The following is a 21965-nucleotide window of genomic DNA, read 5'->3' on the forward strand; positions in this document are numbered from 1 at the left end:
TCCTCTCTCCTCATATTCTCTTATCAAAACCGCCGCTCCAGCGCCCTTATCCGGCCTGAATCCCCGTTTCTCCCGGATACAGAACCGTCCGGTCCTCCGCGCTGTTTAACGTTACAATCCACAGGGCGCCGTCGCTTTCATTCAGCCAGATCTCGCCATTTCCCACGGCTACTCCCCTATAGTTCCACCAGATGGAATCCTCATCCATAAACTGACTGAGGCGCTCCTTAAAGTCTTCCGTGAAAATCTCATCGTAATACGTTAAAAATGCCTCCGGGCTTTCTACTGTCACTTCCTGGTCCGGCAGAATCACTTTCCTCGGAAATGCGATCATCCGGGAGGCTTCCGCCTTCTCTCCCGCCTTTACATGGCCTACAAATTTCTTTAGAAAGGCCCTCGCGTCCGTTTCCCGAATCCCGGTTATCTCATACATCTTGTCCTCACCGGCTCCGCTCTCCGGACTGGCAGAATCCGTTTTTGCACCAGTTCCGGCTTCCGCCGTTTTATCGGCCCCTTCCCCCTTGACGGGGGCTGTCCGGTTTTTTATAAAATCCATGATCGTGCTGATATTCTCGTTGGCGTGTGCCTCATCGACAGCTTCGGACAGTTCGGTGTCAATCACAAATTTCGTTCCGTCGCCCATAAAGATTCGCGTAGTGGGAAATGGAACCGCCGCCTGCGGACCCGCCCCCGTTATATACGAAAGAATAGCGATTACATCTTCATTTCCATCACCGTCAATGTCACGAAAGGATACCATATCCACCGATTCAAAGGTCCATGGTGCACAGCCCTCATCCCATGCCTGAGGAAATTCATATAATATCTCATCATTTTTCGTCAAATAGAACGCGGCATCATCATGAACACGACCGGCAGGCGGCGCATAGGAAACGAAACGGACATCTCCCCAGTTCTTCCAGGTGACATCAAAGCTCTGTCCGGCAATAATCCGGCTGCCATCCAGCGTATGTTCTCCGCCCTCTTCCGCTTCTCCACCGGCACCGGCAGCAGCGGCCTCAGACGCAGAGACCGTCAACGGCTCCGTGGTCTGCGTTTCCTCTGCGGCCGACTGCTCCGCTGCAGTGATATCTGCCGTTTGGCCATGGGAGCAGGCCGACAGAACCGCTGCCGACACTGCGCCTGCCAAAATCACGTATTTTATCTTATTTTTTCGTTTCATCCTTATCAAAATTCCCTTCCAGTCCTGCATCCTGTCATTCGATCCCCCGCCAAAACGGGCTTTCTTTTATCCCATGTAGTATAACACAGCCAAACCATGTCAGCAATCCTGTTGTGAAATTTCCCCGGCCTCCGTACCGGAACGCGGCTGCTTCAGCAGCAAAGCTTTCTCAGCACAAAAACGGCGGAGGCCAGCACGCCTCCGCCATTTCACACGTTTCATTTTACGCAATATATAAAATCTCCGCATCGCCCAGCGTTCTCTTTATCTCCTCCCGCAGGAATTTCTCCGCATCCGCCCTCACCTCCGGCCGGTAGCAGTACTTTCCCCGGCCGCGTCCCGTCATGAGTTCCTTGTCGTAAAGCTCCGGCGCAGCCGGAAATGCCTCTCCGTTGATCGCCCGATGCACAAAGCTGTATGTCATCAGGATAACCTCCAGAAACATCTCCCGCTTCATTTTCGGCGAGAGGTGGTCTCTCAGCGTCTCAAGCAGCGTCCGGTACTCCTCTTTCCAGCCTTCCATGATGATGACCGGAGCGATCAGCAGGCCGCAGGGATAACCGGCGTCACACATCCGGTTTACCGCGTCGATCCGCTGCATCAGAGATGATGTCCCCAGCTCAATTCTGCTGATGATGGGCTGCGGATTCACACTCATGCGGAAAATTGATTTTCCCCGGTGATCCAGGTTCAGCAGCGGATCCACCATGTGAAATTTCGTCGGAAATGTAATATGGCCGCGTCCTCTTTCAGCAAACTGTGTGATCGTCCACTCCAGATTCCCCGTAATGGTATTTTCCAGCACAAGGTCGCTGTTGCTGCCGATCTCGAAGGTTTTCTCGGTATCGCTGCTGAAAGACACCTTGATCAGCCGGTCCATCATCTGCTCCCGGTTGACAAAAAGCCGCAGATACGAGCACTTATTGTAATTGCAGACCAGGTAGCAGTACAGGCACATGGCACTGCATCCGGAAGAGGTATAGGGAACCAGATAATCGGATACCTTATGGTTCTCCACATACTTATGCGTCTTCCTGATTCCAATGATCAGGTTCCGCTTCATCCGCCCGAATTCCTTATTGGACTTCTCCTGCATCTCGGGAATTCGGTTGTGGCTCTCTATGGGAATCCACGGCAGTTCTTTAAGCTGTTCCTTTAACTCCTTTCCCAACTGGTAATTCAAGATCTCCGGCTCATAATAAACTTCATTAAAATGCTGCATACCGTCTCCGTTTCCTCCGGCTCACTTCCCACCGGAACGTTTTCTAACAGTATGCAGCAATGGCAAAAAATTATTCTTTTTTTATGGCATCCGGCCTCTATCTGCTCTTATAAAGATCGGCCGTATAATTCTCCATCGGATTCCAGTTTTTGAATTCAAAGTCATCGGCGGACACATCGGCGCCCTTCGCCTTAGCGGCATCGATGGCTCTCAGCCACTCTTCCTGTGTCTTGTCGGAAAGTGTCTTTAACTCCGTCTTATAATCGATGTTCTGCGCCAGAATACCCTGGGCGATTTCCCCGAGTCCCGGAGTGATCGCGGAAACTTCTGCATAAACGTCAGCTGTGGCCGGATTTCCCACGATCGGATCTGGTGCCAGCGCCGCTTCCTCGTTGTTTAAATTGTAATACTGAAGCATAACGTCGTCGGTCATATGAGCCTTGTTGGCCGCGTCGATTACCGATACAAATCCACCATCTTCCACAAGGCCCGCCTGATAATCCTCAGAATAGAGCGCGGTTAAATACTTGGCCGCCACATCCGGATGCTTGCAGTTTGCGGAAATTCCCATCCATGGCTGCGCTCCGATATAAGGAAGCTTGCCCTTCATTCCATCGTCCGGTGCCGGAAGCGCCATAACACCAAAATCCAGATCCGGGTTATCCTTGCGCCATGTGGAGATACACCATGCGCCCTGAATGATAAACGCCGCCTGATTCTGTGCAAACAGTGCGCGGGCCTCCGGTGCCTTGATGGAAACGGTATCCGGATGGAAGCATCCCTCTTTCACCAGTGTATCATAGAAATCAAAGGCACTCTGCATCGCCTCGGAATTCAGCGTATTCTGCCCATCCACCAGAATCATCTGGGAAATGTCGCTGCACTTGCCGCCATCCAGGCTGGCCAGGGAGCGAAGCGCCAGCTCCAGACGGTTCGCCTGTGCGCCGCTGTCGATGATTCCAAAATACTTGCCATTTCCGGCGTCGCTTATCTTCCTGCACACGTCGATAAACTCGCTGCGGGTTTTCGGGAGCTGGCTCTCATCGATGCCCGCCTCTTTTAACACATTCTTATTGTAAAATACAAGGGTATTGATGATATTTGCTGATTCCGGAAGCACATACGTCTTGCCGTCAATGGTCGTGATTCCTTCATTCAGAGCGCCATCCGCAAACGTATTCAGGAAATCATCGGATACGTAATCATTCATTGGCATAAACCAGTTTTCCTTCAGGGCCGCGCTCAGCTTCATGCCGGAGGGAAGCGGGAATAAATCCGGTGCGTTCCCCGCCTTGATGGCGGAAATGACGGTCTCCTTGAACTGATCCGCAGTCAGAACCGTGTACTCGATCGTGACGTTGGGATTCTCCTCCATAAATTTCTTGTGGAAAGCCTCCCTGCGCTCCTTCGTACTGTCACTCCAGTCGATGATCTTTAGTGTCACCTTTTCATCTGTCGGCGTATCCACGGCTTCGGTCTCTTCCTTTGCCTCTGTCACGGCTGCCGTCGTATTCGCGTCATCCTTTGTCTGCACCTTGACTCCGCAGGCGCTTAAGGATCCGGCCATAAGCACAGCCAGCACCGCCGCAAGGGCTCTCTTCACTTTTCTCATAAATATATCCTCCTTTATTTGATTTTCTTAACTCTTTACAGCTCCGGCGATACCATCTACAAAATACTTCTGCAGTGCGATGAACACGCAGATAACCGGCACGATTGCAATGCTGGCGCCGGCGGCGATACCGGTCCAGTCAACGACATTTTCGCCTCGTAAGGCGTAGAGTCCCACAGCGAGTGTCCGCAGGGACGGATTGTTAAGCGTAATGATAAGGGGCAGCAAAAAGGAGTTCCATGTCCAGATAAACTGCATGATCACTACGGTTACCATGATCGGCTTGGCAAGCGGGAACATGACGCTGCCATACGTCTGAACGAAATTAGCGCCATCAATGGTGGCCGCCTCTTCCATCTCTCCCGGAATCGAAGCATAGAAGCTGGAAAACAGCATCAGGAAGATGACATGGCCGCCGCCCGACTCCGCCAGAATCAGACCCACCAGACTCTGTGACAGGCCGATGTTTTTTAACAGCTCATAGATCGGGATCACGGTAAATACCAGGGGGATCGTGATGCTGGCCATGAATATCTTCATGATTAAGCCCTTTCCCACAAAGGAGTAGCGGCCCATGACGTATCCGGCCAGGGAGGTGCTTAAGAGTACGATCACCACAACCGATACCGTTACGATGATAGAATTTTTAAAGTAGATGCCGAAATTCGCATTATTCCATGCGCGGATAAAATTGTCCAGGTTAAAGGACTGGGGAATCAGATTCAGCCCGCTAGCGAAAAATTCATTCTGCGTCTTGAAGGAAGCCGAAATCATCCAGAGAAACGGGTAGACCCACAGAAACGAAGCCACCGCCAGGACTGCGTAGAGGACCGTCTTCCCCACCTTGTTTAAAATCGATGTTTTTTCCATATGCCCCTCCTATATCGCGTTTTTCTTCTGAAACGCCGTCTTCACCACATTGCCCACCGTTCCGATCACCACGACAATGATTCCAAAGGTCATGGCTGCGGCACTGGCGTAACCCAGCCGAGGCATTCCGCTGCTGCTGGCATAGGCCGTCCGGTATACGAAGGTAGCCGCCACATCCGTGGAGTAAAACGGTCCGCCATTGGTCATGGTCTGAATCAGGTCGAATACCTTTAATGAGCTGATGATACAGAGTACGGTAATCACGCCGCCGATCGGAATGATCAGAGGAAATACCACATGGAGAAATGTCTGCCACTTGTTCGCACCGTCGATGGTCGCCGCCTCATATACGTCCTGGGATACGCTCTGCAGCGCCGCCAGCCAGTAGATCATAAAGGTACCGGAATCCTTCCAGACACCGATGAGCACTACCACGATCAGCGCCGTGTTGGCATTGCCCAGCCAGTTTAATCCCCTCACTCCAAAGAGAGACAGAAACTGGTTGATGGAGCCTGTTCCGCCGAAGATGAACATCATGATAATTCCCACGATGGAAGCCGTCGTAATAACTGGCAGGAAGAACACAGTTCTGAAAAATGTGGCGCCCTTCTTTAATATACTGTTAAAGATATAGGCCAGGGCCAGAGAAATCACCAGCTGCAGCGGAACGGCCATGAGCATGTACTTGAAGCTGTTAGCCACCGCATTAAAAAAGTATTTGTCCTGTAACAGCTCTTTAAAGTTGTCCAGTCCGACGAACAGGGCGCTTGATGTCATTCCCGACCAGTCCAGAGTCGAATAAAAAATACTGGAGAGTATCGGATACCCCTGAAACAATATGTAGAGTATCAGTGTGGGAATCATAAAGATCCAGCACCACATGTTTATGCGCCTTCTCTGCTTCTTTCTGCGGTCCACTGTTCTGGCCGGCGAAGCGGCTGAAAACTGTCCTTTCATGGAAAGCCCTCTCTTTCTTCCTGTTTAATTATTTTTTATAATCAATTAGGCATTGCTTTTGCTGGTTACAATATAACACTTTTCCGCATGACACGCAATATAAAATCAAAAAATAAAGTGTTTTTGTTTATTATATCACTTTTAAAGAAATTTTATTGTGCACTTTACACATATATTTTTATTCTTTCTTTTTGTTATAATAGTTATAAAATATAATCAATCAACCAGATACATTACAGGAGGATTTCCATGACGATCAACATTTTATATCCCTCACATTCCGGTTCGCCTGTCGCCTTTGCCGCACAGGAGCTGTCCCGGTGCCTGGCGGAAATAGTTGCGGATTCAATAATTATACTTAATAACCAGAATTGCGGGCCGGATGACGTCACGCTGCGGCTCGATTCGCTGGGAAACCCGAAAAACAGCGAGGACGCTTACTCCATCGACGTCGCCTCAGCCGGAGGAAGCATCTCGGGAAGCAATGACCGCAGCGTCCTTCTCGGCGTCTACAAATACTTATGGCTCCTTGGCTGCCGTTTTCCCGCTCCCGGTCAGAAGCATGAATACATACCTTCCTTATATAAGAAAGAACAGCTCGCCGCCTGCTGCCGGAAGAAAGCCGCGCTGCGCCACCGGGGCGTCTGTATCGAGGGAGCCAACTCACTGGAGAATATTCTGGACTTCATCGACTGGCTGCCAAAGATGGGATACAACAGCTTCTTTCTCCAGTTTCAGCTTCCCTATACCTTTATGGCCCGCTGGTATCACCACGAGATGAATCCCCTCTTAAAACCGGAGGAATTTACGAGAGCGGCTGCCGCATCCTTCACGGAAAAGATCGAGGAGGCGCTTCAAACGCGTGGTCTTCTGCTCCATCAGGCGGGCCACGGCTGGACCGGGGATGTGCTCGGCTTCCCCTGTGCAGACTGGAAAGCCATTACCGAACCACTGCCGCCGGAGACCAGCTCCCTCGCCGCCTGTGTTAATGGGAAGCGGGAATTATTTCACGGAGTGCCCATGAACACAAACCTCTGCTACTCCAACGAAACCGTAATCGAAAGGTTTTCTGACCGGGTTGCGGAATACTGTGTACAGCATCCAGCAGTTTCCTACCTCCATGTGTGGCTGGCGGATGAATTTAACAATATCTGTGAATGTGAGGCCTGCCGTGCCCAGCTGCCCGCAGACCAGTATATACGGCTGCTGAACCGGATCGACGAGAAGCTGACCAGTCTGCACCTCGACGCAAAAATTGTCTTTCTGCTCTATCAGGAGCTCCTGTGGCCGCCAGTAGAGGAAGCCTTCCGCAATCCGGACCGTTTTCTCCTGATGTTTGCCCCTATCAGCCGTACCTTCGAGCATTCCTATCAGCTGAGAGACAGCTACGGGCCCATTCCGGCCTATGAGCGGAACCGGATCACCCTTCCAGTGGGACTCGATGAGAACATGGTGTTCTTAAGATCGTGGCAGAACTATTTCCACGGGGAAAGCTTCGTATACGATTATCCGCTGGGCCGGGCACACTACGGTGATTTCGGCTATATCCACATCGCCGAAATCATCGGCCAGGACATCCGGAAGCTGAAACAGATGGGCATGGACGGTTATATCAGCTGCCAGGAGCTTCGGGAATGTCTCCCTAACGCATTTCCGGGCTACGTCATGGGCCGTATGCTCTTTGATGAGGCTGTGACGTTTGAAGAGCTGAAGGAAGAATACTTCAGCGCCGCCTACGGGCCGGGCTGGGAACGGGTTCTTTCCTATTTAACAAAACTGTCTTCCCTGTGCAGCTGCGACTACTTCAACGGAAAAGAAAACCGAAAGGATCCGAAAGAGGCGGCAGCCATGAGGGAATTGATCAAATACGTGGATTGTACTCCCGTGTCCGGGACAGACGGTGCAAAGGGCCGCACGGCCGCGCAAAATTTATTTTGGAAATATCTTGACTACCACCGAGAATATAGTTTACGATTAGGGAAAGCGCTGATGAAGCTGGCCGAGGGAAACGAATCGGAAGCACAGGAATGCTGGCGGCAGTTCCAGAATATGGTCTGCGAACGGGAAACGGAATTCCAGGATTGCCTCGATGTTTACCGTGTCACCGAGGTTTCCACCAAATACACCGGTTTCCGGCTGGAAGAACCGCTCGTCAGCACACTTTAGAGCTTGTTTGAAACTTGTTTTCCACATGCTCTGGTAAAATTATAACGATGGAAGAATGAGGTTGCTGCAGCCATGTATAAGGGAAAAAAGAAGAAAGCCTCCAACCGGAGCCGGATATTGGAGTGTATTTACCGGAACGCGCCCATTGCCCGAACCGATATCGCAGAAGAGACCGAGATCACGCCCGCAACGGTAACCATGAACGTTACCACGCTGATTTCGGAAGGATTTGTAAAGGAGCTGGGAGAAGTCTCCACAGACGAGGGCTCCTCGGGCCGCAAGCGGGTTCTGATCGATATTATACCCGGCCGGGCTTACAGCATCGGTTTGGAGTTTACCCAGAAGGCCCTGGTCATCTGCATCACCGACTTAAAAGGCCGCATCTGTTTCCAGCACGCGGAACCGTTTAACGAGGAGCTGGCCGGCAGAATCACCGACGCCATTATCGATGGTGTAAAGGGCCTGGTCGCAGAGTCCGGCATTTCCTGGGATGAAATCGTTGGAATCGGAGCCGCGGTTCCGGGCCATATGAACGGGAGTGCCTCCAGTCTCGTGACCAACCGGAAGACATGGCAGAATTTCGACCCGAAACGGATTGAGAAGGAGCTTCCGCTTCCCATCGTCTATGAAAACAACGCACGCTGTATGGCTCTTGGCGAATATCTCTTTTCCCCGCAGGAAAGCCCGGACAGCTTCGCCTTTTTCCATGTAGGCATGGGAATGTTCTGCGCCAACGTCGTGGACGGCGAGATGTTCCTCGGCGAGAACTACGTGGCCGGCGAGATCGGCCATACCATCGTCAGCGAGGGCGGCCGCCGCTGTGAGTGCGGCAAATACGGCTGTCTCCAGACGTACGCCAGCGAAAACCACCTGATCCGCAACGCAAGACTGCTGTACAAAAACACGCCGAACACCATATTGAGAAGCCTCGTCCCCGACGATTCCCTGATCACCATCGAGACGATCACCACCGCCTATTCCATGGGTGATCCTGTAATCGGAATGTATATCGCGGAGGCGTTAAAATACCTTGGCATCACCATTTCCAATATCGCCATCATCACCAACCCGGGCAAGATCTTTCTGCACGGTCAACTCTTTGACAACCAGGATATTCAGAACGAACTGATGGACTACATCGAACGCCAGCTGATCTTCGTGGACCGCACCTACGCAGGGAACGTGGAAATCCTGCCGTATGCGGCCGCGGATGGAGCCGTGGGCGCCAGCGCGCTGGCCATTCTGCGGTTCTTCATCCGACCAGCTATGGGGGAATAAATGTGGACCTTTCCCTTGCGTTTTATCTATAAGGAGGCGCCATGCTGATAAAATCTGAACCCTGTCCCTGGTGTGGACAGGAAATAGAGAGTCCTCATTTAACCCGCGGAACCTGCGAACACTGCGGCAAGCCGTACCGCCCGGTCATTTTGCTCTATAACCGGTACCGTACCCGGCGAAGCGAGGTTCCTCTGCTGCAGGCATATGCCTTTTATATCATCACGTTCCTAATGTTTTTGTACATTGCGGTCAGAAACAGTCTTCGCAGATCCGGTATTGATTTTATCAGCATCGTATTTGTCGTCCTTTACGGAACGTTTTTCCTGTTTCGACGGCCGAAGGTCTATCTGGCTAAGGTCTCACTTAAGGAGGCCGAATCCAAAAAAGAGTACGGAGTATCAGAAAATGAAGCGAACCTGGGAAATGGAGAAGCGGAGAGCTTTGGGGCAGTTCAGAAGGGGACTTATATATTTCTGGAAGGCCGGGGCACCCCCTCCTTCTATCACAGCAGAATGAAGATACAGCTTCTAAACCAGAAGGACTTTTCTCCCTCTGACTTCCTGGAAGTCACTATTCATATGAGGGAAGACGTCACCGAGGTCTTTATTGAGACCGATGAGAACACACCGGAGTGCATTAAAAATCCCGGCACCGAATTTCGGCTGTTTGCCGGGGATTACGAGACAAATGGAGTCACCATGCGGCCGTTGGACCAGAGGGCCGGTCTCTTTCAGGCAGAGTTTACTTTTACAAACGCAGATTTCACACCGGACAAACACGAGTATTACAGGGCCGTTATGATGCTTCCCGAGGGAGATGTACCATTTCACCTGATCCCAAACGCCTCAGACATTCTGGAAAACATGATATCCGGAAAAATGGTTTATGAGGTCATGCTCTTCAGCCCTTCCATGAAAGCAAGGGACCTTCCCATTCCGGCTTATTTTAACCTCTGCCGGAAGGATGGGACGTATCTTGGCGGAGGCACTGTAACGTATCACTTCGCAAACCGTCTTCTCTTCGAGGAGACAGGGACGGGAGTAAATACGGATTATGAATCTCGGAACCGGTGGTTGTAGAATGACAGAGATTGAAAACAGAAGGCAAAAGCCGGGAGTTTAAGATAACGTCTTAAACTCCCGGCTTTCTGTTTGATTTATGCGTTTTGCTTCTGCTCTCTCTGTTCTCACTGCAATATCACACCAGATGCTTATCCAGCGTAAATCCCCGCCCTCTCACCTCGCGCACGCCGTTGATAATGATAAATGCCTTCGGATCGATCTCCTGGACACAGTGGTTCAAGTGGCTCATTTCCCGGTTCGGGAGCACGCAGAGAACTGCCTTCTGGTCCAGCTTCTCGAATCCGGTCTGGATTGGCAGGAAGGTGGACCCCCGGTCCAAATCCTTCTGGATTATCTCATTGATCCGTTCATACTCCCGGCTGATGATCAGCACCTGCACATCACCTGCGCCGAATACCAGCACCTGGTTTAATACGATAGAGGTCAGCAGTACGGACATGATGCCGTAAAGAATCTCTTCCGTATTGGAAAATATCATCTGAGACAGCAAAATGAAAATGTCAAAGAAGTACATGGACACCGCCACCGGAATCCGGAACTTCTTGTTGAGAATCAGCGGAGGAATATCCATACCTCCGGTGGAACCGCCCAGACGCATGACGATCCCCAGGCCCAGTCCGGTCAGCATACCGCCGAACAGGGCCGCCAGTAGGCGGTCATTCGTCAGATGGCTGAATGCCTCGATCTTCAGAAACTGATTCAGAAACACGGGAAATACAAGTGTGCTGACAATGGTGGTCAGCGCAAACCGCTTTCCCAGAATGTAGAATCCCAGCAAAAACATGACCACATTGAGGGCTGCCACCGTCACTGATACGTCCAGATGTGCAAAATGCTGCACGCTTCTGGCGATTCCCGTGGCGCCTCCCACCAGGAAATGATTGGGCATGGAAAACGCCGAGAGCCCCAGCGCAAAAATCCCATTTCCCACCACAATTCCAAGTATCTTTCCTATTTTCTTACTCATTGTCAGCTCACATCCCCTTTGTAATTATAGTACGCTGTTTCGTCCACCTATCGTGATTGTGGAATTTTCAGTCCGGTCTCATACTTGACGTCGTCGATAATCACGCGCACATCAAATGTGCCGTTTAGTCCTTCCTTGTCCACATTTAAGGTCACTTCCCTGTCGTCCTTTGGCAGGAAGGTACCGGAACACATGGCCAGGAATTTCTGTGCGCTGGTTGAGATGAAGTAACGGTGGATTTCCGCCGGATCATCTTCTTTTTCCAGCTGGAGCATGACAAGCTGCCCCTTCTTAAACTTGGCCTTGAAAATGATGCGGTCGTCTTCTTCCGTGAGCACCGCCTCACAGGATTCCGGAAGCAGTTCTCCGGTGCTTTCTGCCGGAACCTCCGTATCAAATTCGCCCGTGACGCCCAGTTTTCCTACGACTCTTCCCTTTCCCAGATCGAGACTCTTTCCCTCCCGGTAAAGGCTCATCTTCTCGGCACGGTAATAATTGGATGGCAGATGCATTTCATACATTAGCTCTCCGTCCATGATCTCCACAGTAATGCTCTTTAATACGCATTCCGGATCCTCCAGATTCATATAAACCGGAAGTTCCTCGCATGTAACACCATGATTATACCCCATTCCGCCGGAATGTACCAGATAGTAACCATCACGGTAGTATTCTACATTGGAAATGTAGGAGGAGAAGAAATCATTTTTCCGTTCCTTTCCAAACTGCCATACCTGCTCGATCGTCATCTTCTCGGTATCGATGTGGTAGCGGACTCCCCGGGAAAAATTGTCCCGGTTGAGTCTGTAATGCTCCTTATTTTTGGATCTCCAGTGGCCATTATCAAACATCATGATATCGCCATCCGGAAGCATCATACAGGCGTGCTGCTCATACTGCCAGTCGAAATCTCCTTCGCCTGCCGGTGTAAAGAAATAGCGGCTCACCATGTCTTCCGGCCACCCTTCAGGATCTCCGATGATCCAGTTGAGCTCTCCCGTCTCGAAGTCAATATTGATAACCGCGTCCTGGTGTCTGCCGGACAGTGTCAGAGAGTTGGTTCGTTTGTCATACCACACCGCATTGTTGTGGAACCAGTCGTGTTCGGACCAGCTTCCTGATTTCGCTGCTTCCTGCGGAAGTACTTTTTTGTAATCCCAGGACTTGATGATTTCTCCGCTTCCGCGGTCTACCAGCACGCACATATCTTCCGCTGTGGCGGCATTTTTCTCCTGAGTCAGAATCAGGAGATTTCCATCCTCCATCTCGAACTGGTCGTGGTGATAGCCGCCGGGAATGCGGTACTCCGTGTATATTTTACCGACCAGGTCCATTTCGCAGACTCCCGCCGTGTAGTAAGGCATGTTCAGGAGCCGGTTGGAGCCTATGAGAATGCGGCCGTTTGCCGCGGGCTTCATATCGAAGATAAACGGCTCCACCAGATGCCAGCGGCAGTCGCCGCGGTAGTCGTAGCCGCCCGCCAGCGAATCCCCCGCCGGTGTCACAAACATGAGCTGCCCATTCATGTAGTCACTCGTCGTATTGATGTAATCCGCCTGATACGGCATATTTTCAATTTTTTCCGTTGTCACGGTCACGTCATAAGCAGTTCCGTCTTCCAGCATGATCACAACCGTATTGTCATACTCGGGATAAAGCCCCAGCACAGGGAGAATCTGTTCCTTTGCCTTTGGAAATGTGTGGGTGATATCGCCCGCAGCTTCCTTTCCCTTAACGGTCAGTGTTACCGCCTCTTCCTTCTCTGTATTGAATAAAAGCAGGGCTGTCAGCGGATTGACAAAATAAGGATTTACCACCACATACGGATGCTCTGCGGTATAATTTCCTCCCTCGAGTTCTTTTCTCATAGCCATTTCCTGCTCGTACTGACGCTCCACTAAGTGGCTGATTCGCTCATAGCCGATTGTTTTTCGTTCCATAGTAATTCCCCTCCTGTTATTTTGTTAAAATTATAACACTGTCTTTACGGTCAAAAAAATATCAGTTGCTATGATTTTTCTTTTTATTTGCCTGGTGCTGTGGTATAATAGGAACACTTAGTGAAGTTTTTCACGAACTAGTACAGCATTGCATAAATAACTGAGTAATAGTGCCTGATATCTGCGTCGGGTGTGCGTCTGCGAAGCGACGGCGTAGTGGGGCCTACGGCTAGCTTCGCAGGCGTGCTCCTGGCGTAGAGAGCAGGTGCTATGCATGGTATATTTACGCCGGGCGGCACTAGTAGTCCTTATGAAAGGTACCCCTTATGATGGAATCCAATATGAATTACATGAACGCCCTGCGCGGCCTTGGTACTCTGACCCATAAAAAAAAGCACGACTGTCTGTACAATCGTGCCCATATGGACAAATACGTATACTGCCTCGAAGAAGGACTCTGCGCCCTGCACAGCGTCTCTCCAGGCGGCAGGGAACGGATCTATCAGTATTTTCTCCCTGGTGATTTTGTCGGCTTCATACCGGCCTATGCGCGTACCTATCCCGACGATACCTTTTACGCATTTTCCATCACGGCCAAATCCGCCTGCACACTCTATCAGATCCCCTATTCTACCTTCCGGGAATTTGTAGAGGCGCATCCTGATTTCTACCGCTGGCTCTTTGAGACAGCGATCGCCCATTATGATAATGCGTTAAAGCACTGCTATGCGCTCCAGGATGGCGATAATTTCGTCAGCCTCTGCTGTGCCCTGACCGAACTGGCCATCTACGAGGACACGCATTACGTCATACATAAGGATTTTTCCTACAGCGAGCTGGCGGGCTACCTGGGAATCCATACGATCACGGTGACACGGCTCATGGGAAAGCTAAAGGACATGGGGATCGTAAGCAAACGAGGGCATCAGACGGTAATCCAGAACATGGAACAGCTGACGGCGATGGCACAGGCGCGGTGCTGAGACTGCCGGGATTAAGTCTGCTGAGGGTAGAGGCCGCTGGGGGCGAGGTTGCTGGGGGCGAGGCCGCTGGCACCAGGGGCCCGCTGCCAAAACAGCAGCGGGCCCTCCACCTTACAGATTCCTCAACAACAGATCTTCCTCATTACCGTCCTATCGCATTTTCCATCAGAGCGATCTGCCCAATTCGCGCGCCTCTTCCAGTGCGGGATTCCCCTTGATTTCCCCCTTCTCTCTCACTTTCCTTACCAGAACCATCCCCGCGTTCTCCAGTTTATTTCAATCCACATTCTGAGTCCAGAATACAAAACCCAGAATGACATAGTAGCTATGCTACCATTTTATCCGGTTGCCCGGATTGTTTTGACCTCATGTCAGTAGGGGATATCTGCCCGCCACTGCCGCTAAGTTTGTTTTTGTGATTCATCTCCCACCTATAGAGGCTGGGAGAATTCCCGTTAATTTTGTTAAAGAAGTCAAGGATCAGCTGATACTGTACTTTTATCGAGTCAAAAACGAAGGGCAAAGCAGCACCTGCGACCAAAAGCAGTACCATCTTCTTTATTTTAAACTTATTTCTCATCGGTGTATGTAAGGCTCAACGACTGCCTTCAGCTGCGCACTGATTCCGTAAAAATAGACCAGCGATGCAGTTACCAGAATCTCTGCATCTGTCAATTTCTCGTAAATCAGTTGCATATCGTCTTCCTGAAAGTATTGATTCCCTCCCCTCGTTTTTGCTTCCTGTCAATATTACGATCTTACTCACTGCACATACTCCAATTCTATTTTATAATTGTTGATTCGATTGTAGCACGCAGAGTATCATTCAGCAGCTCCTTTGAGAAATATCCGTCAACTGTTCACAGTCATTTCTGCCTGCGTTCTATTTTTTTCATCGTTCACATGCTTGATGGAAATTCCCGTAAATCCATACAGAATCGAGAATAGCGGCGTCAGCCACAACAGCGGAACGAATCCGATATACTGCGCCCACGTAACCCCCAGGGTTCCCGCCATGTAAATACCATAGCCATGCCATGGAATCATAGGTCCTGCCAGTGTGCCGCTGTCCTCCAGACACCGGGAAAGAATTCTCGGCGCAACACCGCGCTCTTTAAAGAGGGGCTGCATCAGACGTCCGGTCAGTACATGGGACATCGGGCTGGAACAGCTGACAATACTGGTTACATATCCGGTTAAAAGCGTTGCCAGCACCAGGGAACCGTCGCTGTTGATCCGCTTGATAAAGACGGAAAGAATATTGTTAAGAACACCCAGGCGGTCCAGCATTCCGCCCATTCCTACTGCAAAAGTGATAATAGCCACATACTGAAGCATGCTCGCCATACCGCCTCTGTTTAAGATGGATTTCAGCACAGCAATGTCTGTATCGCTGGTAAATCCGTCATAACAGACCTTAAGGATCGACCGCACATCAACACCCTGGACGAAGATTGCCACAAGCGCTCCCGCAATCGCACCGATTCCCAGCGCTTCAAACGCGCCTACCCGGAACATCAGGAGTGCAATAATCAAAATAGCCGGGATCAGAGTGGTCCATCCGATGTGGAACGCGCCCTGTAAGTAATCAATATAAATATTCAAATCCCCCGGATCATAGCCGCCGTTGGTCTGCTGTATCCCCACTACAGTAAAGAAAATAATGCTGATAATCATCGGAGGAAGCGTCGTCCACAGCATACTCTTGATGTGGTCTCCCAGCTTCGCCCCCGCAACGGCAGGAGCCAGATTGGTCGTGTCGGAAAACGGGCTTAACTTATCACCGAACATGGCGCCGCAGATTACCGCTCCAGCGACCATTCCCGGATTGATTCCCATAGCATTGCCGATCGCCATCATGGCCACACCGGCGCTGCCCGCGGAGCCGTATGACGTTCCAGTCACCAGGCTTAATACCGCCGTAAAAATGAGAGTAAATGTCAGTAAAAATGCCGGATTGATCGATTTCAAACCGTACACAATGATGGTAGGAATCGTTCCTGACGCCATCCAGGTGCCGATCAGAACGCCGATCGCCATCAAAATGGTCATCGTAGGCAGAACCACCTTCAGCGCGTCGAAGGCTCCTTCTTTTACATGCTCATAGTCAATCTTCAATACAATACAGAATACATAGATAATCAGCCAGCTGAAAAACAGCCCGATCATCGGTCCGCCAACCTTAAAACGAATACAGACCGCTACTGCCGCCACAATTAACAGCAGAAGCACCGCCGACTGAATCCCGTTAAGCGTCTTTTGCTCCTTCTCTTTTGTTCCCATACAGTGTTACCCTCCAATAGTTATTTTTTTAACACAGCTCGTATCCTATCATAGCTCAAACACTGTGTTAAAAAAATAACTCACGCTAGGATTTTGTTGAAAAAGATATATTTTTACTGATACTGGAAGAAAGTCTGATTTCAGGACAAATTCTGATCTCAGGATAAGTTCTGATCCCCAGCCAGAAGCCATGTTACGATTCCGCGCTGAGCCTTCTCCGTATAGTACAGGACCTCATATTCATTTCCTTTTTCACTGAGCCGTTTCTCCGCTTCAATTCCGAAGTTACCGCCCTCTTCCGTCAGCTTTTTTCTGCCCATTCCGTTGAAAAACTGTATCTCCCAGCACTTCTCCTCCATCAGCTTCTGCTCCACGGATTTTATAGTCAGACGCTTCATGGCCTCATCGTCCCTTAAATCGTTAATCTGTCCCACAAAATCACTTAGCGTTACCCGGTCCGAATAGTGAATCTGGTCTGCCAGCTCCTCTGTCATTACAAATTCTGTTTTCGTTTTCGATGACCTTTTCTTAGTTCCCTTTCCCTCGGCTGAAGCCGCCTTCTCCGGTAATGTATCTCCCGGCAGATCCTCTTTTTCCGGACTTCCGTTTTCCCACGCCGTAAGAGCCGCCTCCAGCGAGTAGTCCGGCAAATCCTCTTCCTCGCTGAAAAAGTACAGATCATCACTGTCGTCGTATCCGCTGTAATCGGGAACCGCTGCCGCTGTCCCGGCCGCTGCACCAGCCTCTAGACCAGTCGCTGCCCCAGCCTCTGAACCAGTCACTGCCCCAGCCTCTGTCTGAGTCTCCTTCTTCACACATGCAAGGAACCGCTCTCCGTATTTCGTATACTTAAATTCCCCTACCCCGGTCACCTTAAGCATCTCTTCCTTCGTCACCGGCTTCACCACGCACATGTGAGTCAGTGTCTTATCAGAGAATACGATATACGGCGGAACCTTTTCCTCCTTCGCAATCTCCGCGCGCAGAGTCCGCAGCTTCTCAAACAGCGCTTCCTCGCGCTCTGTAAACTGATCGCCGCCGAGGCCGGCCGCCAGCCCCTTCCGGCTCTTCTTTCCTTTTTCGCTCTTCACCTTTGCCGGATGTTCCTGCTCCTTTGCCATCTTCATGACAACCGGCTCTTCCTCTTCCAGTACCGCCTTCGACTTCTCCGTCAGCTTAACGATGGCGTATTCGTCATTGGTCACGCCCAGATACTCCTTGAGCTGAAGGTAATTCATCACCTGGCGGAGTTTATAGGTCGGCAATTTAGAGAGCTTTGCATAGTGGGGATTTTCGTCCATACGGTACTGACGGATCTTGGCCGTATTGGCGCCGTGGACCGTATCGATAATCACATTGGTCCCATACCGCTGCCTGCTGCTCCCCACGCATCCGATGAGTTCCACGGCAATCTCCGTCACGTCCACCGTCTCGAACTGACTCAGACAGTTGGAACAGTTTCCGCAGTAATTCTCTCCATACTCTCCGAAATACCGAAGGATATAATCTCTCAGGCACTCATTGGTAAAGCAGTAAAATGTCATCTTCCGCAGCCGTTCCCGGTCTCTCTCCTGGACGATGGCACGGGTCACGGCATCCAGTTCCTGATTATCCCGGTTATTATCGATAAACAGCTGGTTTGTAATCACATCCTGGCCGCCGTACAGCAGGATACACTCCGCCGGTTCCCCGTCTCTGCCTGCTCTACCTGCTTCCTGGTAATAGCTCTCCATATTCTTCGGCATGTTGTAATGGATGACAAACCGGACATTGGATTTATCAATTCCCATTCCGAACGCGTTGGTCGCAACAACGATAGCCGCCCTGTCGTAAATGAAGTCCTCCTGATTTTTCTGCCGCTCCGCATCGCTCAATCCCGCGTGATACCTGGTAACAGAGAATCCATCTGCCCTCAGCTTCTCGCAGACCTCCTCCACGTTTTTCCTGGTCAGGCAGTAGATCACTCCGCTCTGCCCCGGATGAAGCTCCAGAAAATTCTTCATCGTCTCATACTTGTCTTTCGGCGCCTGGACGCCGAAATAGAGATTAGGCCGGTCAAATCCCGTGGTCAGAACTGTCGGCTCCCGCAGCATCAGGATATCGCTGATATCATCCCTTACCTCCTTTGTGGCCGTAGCCGTAAAGGCACTGACCACTGGGCGTACCTCCATCCGTTCGATAAACTCCACAATCTTTAAGTAGCTGGGACGGAAATCCTGTCCCCATTGGGATACACAGTGGGCCTCATCGATCGCCACCATGGAAATCTTCGTATTTCGCGCAAAATCCAGGAATTCCTCCGTCACCAGCCGCTCCGGAGCGACGTAAATGATGGGATAACGCCCCTCCCTGGCATAGGCCAGCGCCCTGTAATACTGGGAAGCGGTCAGGGAACTGTTTAAATAGGCGGCGTGAACCCCCGCCTGGTTTAACGCCTCCACCTGATCCTTCATCAGTGAGATCAATGGAGAGATGACCAGTGTAATTCCATCCATCATAAGCGCCGGGATTTGAAAACATAGCGATTTACCTGCCCCGGTAGGCATAATCCCCAATGTGTCCCTGCCGCTTAAAATGCTGTCGATCAGCGTCTCCTGTCCGTCACGGAACTCGTCGTAACCAAAGTATTGTTTTAACACCTGATGTTTATTCATATGTCCCTCTTCTCGTGCTCCTCTTCCCTGCAGTTCTCAGCCATATCAGCCAATTTAACTGCTTTTATCCTCTTTTTGTTCTCTGCTTTTCTCTGCCGTTCCGCATACATTTCACAAATCCAGACTTTTACAGGCGCCTTCCACTGTTGTTTTGGGCTTGGGATGTTTTTTATCAGGCTTTTCGGATTCAGGCCCATTTCTTTCGCCATGCGAATTTCTTCTTCTCCCAGTCTGCATTTCTTTTTTGCTTCTGCCCATAATTCTGCTCTATATGCCATATTAATTTATACTTCCCCTTTTGTAAATTTTGTCTCTCTCATTCAGCACATGCCCCTGCATGACATGCGCCTACAAACCGCCCTCAATGTTTTTGTTTTTTGTCATAACACAATTTTGAAGCCAATGTCGCCTGTCACTATGGGATGTATGAAAGAAATTTCTGAATTGCCTGCTCTATAGAAATTAGAAACAGAATATCATAAAAACCTGAGATAATTTTACCACAAAGGATTGGAAAACGCAATTGAAACTATCGGCAAACTTGTCTTGATTTTTTGCTAATTTTCCCTCCAGAGCACCTTCTTTCTATAATTTGTCTGGTCAATATAATTGTACATTAAGAGGCGTCCGGTTTGAATCGTTATACAAAAAAAACAGCCGTACATCCACCAAACAGAAGTACAGCTGTCTAATCCATCTTTTCACATCTAAAAACCTGCGCACAAACTAAAGCAATATCCCTCCAACAGACTCTCCTTTAGAATCATTACCAGTATCTCTACCAGTTCAAAACAATCCCCTCATAAGCCCCCCGCTCCAGATCGAATACGATCACATTTCCGCAGCCCATGCGGTCCTCTATCTGATACAGGGTAACCGGCCCTTTCATTTCCGTATGGCCGATTATGACCAGATACTTCTTTTCATGATGACTGATCTTAAATCCCTCCGCAATAGCCTCCGGCTGTATCTCCTGATTCACATAGGATTTGACCGGGACTCTTTGTACGGAATCCTCACCGGCGCCGTCCTTGATGCACACCGTTACCATGGAATGAAAACCGTCTCCCGCCGATTTACAGCAGATACTCTGATTCCCGGCCAAATTATTATAGTGGAGAGACTGATGCGTCCTGTACAGCTCCGGCCTGCACTTTTCATCAAAGAAAAATGCCGCATTTGCATCTCCACCGTGAAACTCCGCCCGTTTTCCTTCTAACGCAACCGTTCCACGGTAGTCAAAATGAAAATACTGCTGGTAGCTATGAGCTCCGCTGGTATAACATTCATCTGCCAGAATATAGATATCCGGCGATATATGGATTACCTTTCGGTTTACCCATACCGGATTTTCCAGAGTCATATACCCGGTATGCCCGGCGCACACAAACTGACATCCGTCCTTTTCTTCCATCCGCTGCCTGCTCTGAGCAGACACCGTGCGCGAAACCCAGGAATTCTCCCATTCATCAAATTCCCGGTCATCCACAACAACCGTATTATGGGCCTTAGTCCCTTTTAATTCAAACCGCTCCGCCTTATTTACATACGTATAACGGCCCGGGTCCACCAGCACATCCGTTCCGTTTAAGATCAGATCCACATGCAGCGTGTCGGAATGGCCGTGGCTGGTTCCCAGCAGCCCTCCATCAAAATGCAGCATATCCGCATTTCTCTGCCAGGAAGACCGCATAACCGAATGGCCGGAATCATACAGCTGCTTTGACAGAAAACCCGGTTCTCCGGATGTCAGCTCCCGGTACCGGCCATACCCCTCCGCTCCAAACAGCCACAGATTATCAAACCCTGGATTTTCACTGCCTGCCCATTTTAAGACGCGGTCTTCGAACACATACGCTGCAAGCGCAAAGGCAGAAAATGTACTCATATCGTCGCTGTCTCCCATCGTAAGCTGGCAGCCATCCGGTTTCCGCAGCGCCAAACCAGCCATCGCCATATCATGAACACGTTCTGACAGCGTTTTCGGCAGCTTGTGACCGCAGAGCTTTGCGAAAAGCAGAACCTCCAGCACACATCTCATCACTTCAAAGTGGTACATCGGCGACTGTTCTAACTGGACACCGTCCGGCAGAATCTGCATGCGCAGAGCAAGATCAAGGACTTCTGCTGCCTGTTCCCTGCAGGCACGGCCAAATTCATCCGGCAATAGCGCGCCCAGCAGATAAAGGCCATGATTTTCCAATACGCCCCAGTTACCCGCATAACAATACGGGTTATGCTCATCCATGATGATTCTGCCGTGCTGCTTCAGACTCTCATAAAAAAGGTCCAGCAGCTCTCCTGTCAGCAGGGGACTATTCTGAATCAGGTACAGAGCTTTGATCCAGTTCGCGCTCCGGATGCCGACCTCCAGAATTCTCCAGGTAGTCTGCCTTTTTTCCTGTACATCACTCTGGCTCCGGATAAACTGCTGCATCAGGTCCAGCATACACGCCGCATACGTTTCATCCCCTGTCATTAAGTACGCTTGGCCCAGGCAAATGAGAAAACGATGCCGGTTGAACTGCCATGTAAATTCCGGATCATCTCCCGGCCGATACTCCCAGTCCACGCAGTCACCAAACTCCAATGGTTCATACGTCCGTTCCATGTCCCATTCCATATCGAAGAGGAAGCTGTGCCTCCTTACCGCGTCGGCGGTTCGAAGCACATGCTCCGCCTCCTCCTGATTCAGCTTCCTGGCAAGCTCTGCCGTTTCCATAGAAGCCGGGCAGTAATAAGTCCGGAAAAATTCTTCTTTTTTCATC

16 protein-coding genes are annotated in these 21965 nt (G+C 50.4%); 4 read left to right on the forward strand and 12 right to left on the reverse strand.

The window, feature by feature from the left end; genetic code table 11:
- Nucleotides 1-46: 46 nt before the first annotated feature.
- The 5 genes from H8S80_RS22770 to H8S80_RS22790 all read right to left on the reverse strand — a co-directional run bounded on the left by H8S80_RS22770 (nucleotide 47) and on the right by H8S80_RS22790 (nucleotide 5844).
- Nucleotides 47-1183, reverse strand: coding sequence for a hypothetical protein (locus tag H8S80_RS22770; protein ID WP_147338549.1), 1137 nt, complete (start codon nucleotides 1181-1183; stop codon nucleotides 47-49).
- Nucleotides 1184-1406: 223 nt separating this feature from the next.
- Nucleotides 1407-2405, reverse strand: a complete 999-nt coding sequence (locus H8S80_RS22775; protein WP_055660366.1) for an SPL family radical SAM protein — start codon at nucleotides 2403-2405, stop codon at nucleotides 1407-1409.
- A 97-nt stretch (nucleotides 2406-2502) separates the two neighbouring features.
- Nucleotides 2503-4017, reverse strand: coding sequence for an ABC transporter substrate-binding protein (locus H8S80_RS22780; RefSeq protein WP_029466741.1), 1515 nt, complete (start codon nucleotides 4015-4017; stop codon nucleotides 2503-2505).
- 27 nt (nucleotides 4018-4044) lie between these two features.
- The gene (locus tag H8S80_RS22785) at nucleotides 4045-4887 is read right to left on the reverse strand and encodes a carbohydrate ABC transporter permease (RefSeq protein ID WP_002602803.1); all 843 of its coding nucleotides are present in this window, start codon (nucleotides 4885-4887) and stop codon (nucleotides 4045-4047) included.
- Between the two features lie 9 nt (nucleotides 4888-4896).
- Nucleotides 4897-5844, reverse strand: a complete 948-nt coding sequence (locus H8S80_RS22790) for a carbohydrate ABC transporter permease (protein ID WP_002602802.1) — start codon at nucleotides 5842-5844, stop codon at nucleotides 4897-4899.
- A 249-nt stretch (nucleotides 5845-6093) separates the two neighbouring features.
- Between H8S80_RS22790 and H8S80_RS22795 the strand changes: the two genes are divergently transcribed.
- The 3 genes from H8S80_RS22795 (at nucleotide 6094) to H8S80_RS22805 (ending at nucleotide 10367) form a co-directional block, all read left to right on the forward strand.
- Nucleotides 6094-8010 (forward strand): DUF4838 domain-containing protein, encoded by a 1917-nt coding sequence (locus H8S80_RS22795; RefSeq protein ID WP_117632319.1) that lies wholly within the window; start codon nucleotides 6094-6096, stop codon nucleotides 8008-8010.
- Between the two features lie 72 nt (nucleotides 8011-8082).
- Nucleotides 8083-9288, forward strand: coding sequence for an ROK family transcriptional regulator (locus tag H8S80_RS22800; RefSeq protein WP_002602800.1), 1206 nt, complete (start codon nucleotides 8083-8085; stop codon nucleotides 9286-9288).
- Nucleotides 9289-9329: 41 nt separating this feature from the next.
- Nucleotides 9330-10367 carry a hypothetical protein gene (locus H8S80_RS22805; protein WP_117632318.1) on the forward strand — a complete coding sequence of 346 codons (1038 nt, stop codon included), beginning with the start codon at nucleotides 9330-9332 and terminating at the stop codon, nucleotides 10365-10367.
- Between the two features lie 118 nt (nucleotides 10368-10485).
- Here the strand turns inward: H8S80_RS22805 and H8S80_RS22810 are convergent, their stop codons facing one another.
- Together H8S80_RS22810 and H8S80_RS22815 are read right to left on the reverse strand one after the other, a co-directional pair.
- Complete coding sequence (locus H8S80_RS22810; RefSeq protein ID WP_002602798.1) at nucleotides 10486-11337, reverse strand: YitT family protein; 852 nt, start codon at nucleotides 11335-11337, stop codon at nucleotides 10486-10488.
- A 47-nt stretch (nucleotides 11338-11384) separates the two neighbouring features.
- Complete coding sequence (locus tag H8S80_RS22815) at nucleotides 11385-13277, reverse strand: aryl-sulfate sulfotransferase (protein WP_117632317.1); 1893 nt, start codon at nucleotides 13275-13277, stop codon at nucleotides 11385-11387.
- 326 nt (nucleotides 13278-13603) lie between these two features.
- On the opposite strand from H8S80_RS22815, the gene H8S80_RS22820 reads away from it, so the two are divergent.
- Nucleotides 13604-14260 (forward strand): Crp/Fnr family transcriptional regulator, encoded by a 657-nt coding sequence (locus H8S80_RS22820; RefSeq protein WP_117632316.1) that lies wholly within the window; start codon nucleotides 13604-13606, stop codon nucleotides 14258-14260.
- 576 nt (nucleotides 14261-14836) lie between these two features.
- Here H8S80_RS22820 and H8S80_RS34980 read toward each other — a convergent pair.
- The 5 genes from H8S80_RS34980 to H8S80_RS22845 all read right to left on the reverse strand — a co-directional run bounded on the left by H8S80_RS34980 (nucleotide 14837) and on the right by H8S80_RS22845 (nucleotide 21964).
- On the reverse strand, nucleotides 14837-14956 hold the full coding sequence (locus tag H8S80_RS34980) for a hypothetical protein (RefSeq protein ID WP_243006237.1): 120 nt from the start codon (nucleotides 14954-14956) through the stop codon (nucleotides 14837-14839).
- Between the two features lie 156 nt (nucleotides 14957-15112).
- On the reverse strand, nucleotides 15113-16543 hold the full coding sequence (gene nhaC / locus H8S80_RS22830; protein ID WP_117632315.1) for a Na+/H+ antiporter NhaC: 1431 nt from the start codon (nucleotides 16541-16543) through the stop codon (nucleotides 15113-15115).
- A gap of 158 nt (nucleotides 16544-16701) precedes the next feature.
- Nucleotides 16702-19197, reverse strand: coding sequence for a DNA helicase RecQ (gene recQ / locus H8S80_RS22835; RefSeq protein WP_117632314.1), 2496 nt, complete (start codon nucleotides 19195-19197; stop codon nucleotides 16702-16704).
- The gene (locus H8S80_RS22840) at nucleotides 19194-19475 is read right to left on the reverse strand and encodes a hypothetical protein (RefSeq protein ID WP_025530711.1); all 282 of its coding nucleotides are present in this window, start codon (nucleotides 19473-19475) and stop codon (nucleotides 19194-19196) included. Before H8S80_RS22840 ends, recQ begins: the two co-directional genes overlap by 4 nt.
- A gap of 500 nt (nucleotides 19476-19975) precedes the next feature.
- A complete protein-coding gene (locus H8S80_RS22845) occupies nucleotides 19976-21964 on the reverse strand; it encodes an alginate lyase family protein (protein WP_117632313.1) in 1989 nt (662 codons plus the stop codon).
- Nucleotide 21965: the final 1 nt, after the last annotated feature.

The organism is Hungatella sp. L36, from assembly GCF_014288035.1.

Excerpts from the sequence above, each read along its gene's own strand:
- H8S80_RS22775 (WP_055660366.1), bottom strand. The coding sequence starts at position 2,405 with ATGCAGCATTTTAATGAAGTTTATTATGAGCCGGAGATCTTGAATTAC.
- H8S80_RS22845 (WP_117632313.1), bottom strand. The coding sequence starts at position 21,964 with ATGAAAAAAGAAGAATTTTTCCGGACTTATTACTGCCCGGCTTCTATG.
- H8S80_RS22805 (WP_117632318.1), top strand. The coding sequence starts at position 9,330 with ATGCTGATAAAATCTGAACCCTGTCCCTGGTGTGGACAGGAAATAGAG.
- H8S80_RS22810 (WP_002602798.1), bottom strand. The coding sequence starts at position 11,337 with ATGAGTAAGAAAATAGGAAAGATACTTGGAATTGTGGTGGGAAATGGG.
- H8S80_RS22785 (WP_002602803.1), bottom strand. The coding sequence starts at position 4,887 with ATGGAAAAAACATCGATTTTAAACAAGGTGGGGAAGACGGTCCTCTAC.
- recQ (WP_117632314.1), bottom strand. The coding sequence starts at position 19,197 with ATGAATAAACATCAGGTGTTAAAACAATACTTTGGTTACGACGAGTTC.
- H8S80_RS22820 (WP_117632316.1), top strand. The coding sequence starts at position 13,604 with ATGATGGAATCCAATATGAATTACATGAACGCCCTGCGCGGCCTTGGT.
- nhaC (WP_117632315.1), bottom strand. The coding sequence starts at position 16,543 with ATGGGAACAAAAGAGAAGGAGCAAAAGACGCTTAACGGGATTCAGTCG.
- H8S80_RS22815 (WP_117632317.1), bottom strand. The coding sequence starts at position 13,277 with ATGGAACGAAAAACAATCGGCTATGAGCGAATCAGCCACTTAGTGGAG.
- H8S80_RS22790 (WP_002602802.1), bottom strand. The coding sequence starts at position 5,844 with ATGAAAGGACAGTTTTCAGCCGCTTCGCCGGCCAGAACAGTGGACCGC.
- H8S80_RS22795 (WP_117632319.1), top strand. The coding sequence starts at position 6,094 with ATGACGATCAACATTTTATATCCCTCACATTCCGGTTCGCCTGTCGCC.
- H8S80_RS22840 (WP_025530711.1), bottom strand. The coding sequence starts at position 19,475 with ATGGCATATAGAGCAGAATTATGGGCAGAAGCAAAAAAGAAATGCAGA.
- H8S80_RS22780 (WP_029466741.1), bottom strand. The coding sequence starts at position 4,017 with ATGAGAAAAGTGAAGAGAGCCCTTGCGGCGGTGCTGGCTGTGCTTATG.
- H8S80_RS22770 (WP_147338549.1), bottom strand. The coding sequence starts at position 1,183 with ATGAAACGAAAAAATAAGATAAAATACGTGATTTTGGCAGGCGCAGTG.
- H8S80_RS34980 (WP_243006237.1), bottom strand. The coding sequence starts at position 14,956 with ATGCAACTGATTTACGAGAAATTGACAGATGCAGAGATTCTGGTAACT.
- H8S80_RS22800 (WP_002602800.1), top strand. The coding sequence starts at position 8,083 with ATGTATAAGGGAAAAAAGAAGAAAGCCTCCAACCGGAGCCGGATATTG.